Below are 2009 nucleotides of genomic sequence, written 5' to 3' on the forward strand. Positions count from 1 at the left end.
AGGGTATTTGAGTTTAGAACAGTATAGTCTTTCTATGCAAGGGGCAGTAGCATTTTTCCTGACTTCCAAAGCAAAGAACTATCAGGCACTGTACCAAAAAGCTGGGATCATAGGACACAGACTTTATGTGGCTTCTCTTTATTTAGGTATAGGGTGTTCTGGAATCGGTGCATATTATGATGATGAGGTGAATGAATTTGTAGAGAACGATGAGATGGTACTGTATGCTTTGGCCATAGGCAAATAAATTTTAGTGTGATTTGATCAGTTCTTAAATCGATACCCCAATGCTTCCAAATGCTTACGTAAGGGCTCAGGGATATCTCCTTGAAACTCTAAACTCGCATCTTTGATAGTACCACCAATCCCAAGTTTCTTTTTGAGTGTTTTCAGCAGTGCCTGGAGAGTTGTTTTATCTAAGTAAAAAGGTTTGATGATCGTGACGACTTTTCCTCTGCGCTTTTCTTTTGCAAAGTGCAGTTGATGTTTTTCAGGTAGTTTAATTTCAGTAGAAACTTTTTTAGATACTTGCTCCTTATTATCCGAAGACCAGTCATCATCAAAGTTTGCACCCATATCAAATAAATTTTCTTTCACTTCACCCTCCTAACTATAATCTGTATCAAAAAGTATACCCAGGACTACCATCAGTCCCAGGAGAAAAATAAATATCTTATAGAGCATATCATCACTGGGGAGCCTCATGTTTATCCTATCTCATAAATAATTTCAGTTTTATTTTTCTTTGTTTGGATCTCTTTGATGCTGAGACCTTCTATCGGCAGCTTCATAAATGCTTCCAGGGATTCTATACCGGCTTTAGCTATTTCACGTAAAACGATGCCTCTATACGCTTTTGCCCAGTGACTTACGACCTTACCATCCTTAATGAACTTAAGTGTAGTGTAGGGTTTGGATGGCTTGTAAAACTTGTCATAAAAACCTGCACGGAGATCAAGGATCTCATCCTCGGCTAGATATTCTTCCATCAGGTGTGCAGCGTGCTCATTGTAAAACTTCTCTGTTTTGATCTCACCTACGGCTTCTCCCTGTTTGAGTTTATACTCAGGTATAAGGTCAGAAGCACGGATGGGACCAAAGAGATTTGAAAAGAGGATAACATGGCTGTCTATATAGTCTTGGGTCTGTGCATCTAATTTTTCATAGCCAAGATAATCAAAAGCAACACCTGTATATCTTTGAATGGATTTCATAGTGAGTTCATGAATGATATCTTTTTTATGTGCAAGGATATCTGCTTCTTTTTTGATACCAAACATTTTTGATAGTGTAGGTATATCACCCTTTTGTAAAACATTAATGTATGCATGCAATAGTTTAGTTCTATGAGGTAAAAGGCTCTCAAAAAGTAAAGTATTAGGATTAAAAGAGGCATCACCCCCTGATTTCTTGGTTTCGCTTGGCGCCAGTAGTATTTTCATGAATGTTACCTATACTTTTCTTTAATTATATGGATGTATTCTATATGAATTACCTAAAAAAGAGGAATTTTTATAAATTTACCGAAAACCCTTGACATTAAAATCTTTTTTGTCTATAATTCCCGTCCATTTTAAGTGTAATAACTTCTAATGATGGTGCTGGCGTAGCTCAGTTGGCTAGAGCAGCTGATTTGTAATCAGCAGGTCGGGGGTTCGAGTCCCTTTGCCAGCTCCATAGAAATATAATTATCAGTGTTTGTACCAGATATAACAACAAACAATATAAGTGGTGAGTTACTCAAGCGGCCAACGAGGGCAGACTGTAAATCTGCTGACTATGTCTTCGAAGGTTCGAATCCTTCACTCACCACCATATCATGTTAAGTTGCATAAAGATGCGGGCGTAGCTCAGTGGCTAGAGTTCCTGCCTTCCAAGCAGGCTGTCGAGGGTTCGAATCCCTTCGCCCGCTCCATAATCTGGGAGCTGTGTGAATTATGTACTTAACAACTAAGATAATAATTACTTCACATACAAAAGCTTTCCATATTTTAATTTATGACTTAATA

2 protein-coding genes, 3 tRNA genes and 1 pseudogene are annotated in these 2009 nt (G+C 38.0%); 4 read left to right on the plus strand and 2 right to left on the minus strand.

Features of this window, described 5'->3' with window-relative positions:
• Positions 1 to 247: pseudogene (locus ABYK33_RS15640) on the plus strand (dehydrogenase); the annotation flags it as partial.
• A 17-nt stretch (positions 248 to 264) separates the two neighbouring features.
• Here the strand turns inward: ABYK33_RS15640 and ABYK33_RS15645 are convergent.
• Positions 265 to 597: a translation initiation factor gene (locus ABYK33_RS15645; RefSeq protein ID WP_373034252.1), complete on the minus strand. Its 333-nt coding sequence runs from the start codon at positions 595 to 597 to the stop codon at positions 265 to 267.
• A gap of 110 nt (positions 598 to 707) precedes the next feature.
• Positions 708 to 1442 carry a YaaA family protein gene (locus tag ABYK33_RS15650; RefSeq protein WP_373034253.1) on the minus strand — a complete coding sequence of 245 codons (735 nt, stop codon included), beginning with the start codon at positions 1440 to 1442 and terminating at the stop codon, positions 708 to 710.
• A 158-nt stretch (positions 1443 to 1600) separates the two neighbouring features.
• Here ABYK33_RS15650 and ABYK33_RS15655 point away from each other — a divergent pair.
• The 3 genes from ABYK33_RS15655 to ABYK33_RS15665 all read left to right on the plus strand — a co-directional run bounded on the left by ABYK33_RS15655 (position 1601) and on the right by ABYK33_RS15665 (position 1915).
• Positions 1601 to 1677 (plus strand) — tRNA-Thr (locus ABYK33_RS15655).
• A gap of 53 nt (positions 1678 to 1730) precedes the next feature.
• A tRNA-Tyr gene (locus ABYK33_RS15660) sits at positions 1731 to 1815 on the plus strand.
• 24 nt (positions 1816 to 1839) lie between these two features.
• Positions 1840 to 1915, plus strand: a tRNA-Gly gene (locus ABYK33_RS15665).
• The last annotated feature ends 94 nt before the right edge of the window (positions 1916 to 2009 follow it).

Source organism: Sulfurovum sp. (assembly GCF_041562805.1).
Classification (GTDB): domain Bacteria; phylum Campylobacterota; class Campylobacteria; order Campylobacterales; family Sulfurovaceae; genus Sulfurovum.